This is a genomic window from Phocaeicola plebeius (assembly GCF_003437535.1).
Taxonomy (GTDB): Bacteria; Bacteroidota; Bacteroidia; order Bacteroidales; family Bacteroidaceae; genus Phocaeicola; species Phocaeicola plebeius_A.
Genome location: NZ_QSQT01000021.1, coordinates 1 through 215 on the forward strand (window position 1 = coordinate 1; position 215 = coordinate 215).

The window sequence follows — 215 nt, forward strand, 5'->3', positions numbered from 1 at the left end:
AAAGGTACAGACTTTTTCCTTTCATGCAACTTTTACACCATACTTTTTTGCAGAAATTTTTCAGTTTTTTAGCTAACTTACTGATTTACTTTATGCTATAAAGCATAATTTTTATTGCAATACGAAAACGGATGTGAAATACCCTACATTATATAATTCGTGCGGGCGCGTACGTATGCGCGCGTAAGGAAACGTAAGGAAAAAGGAATTGTTCT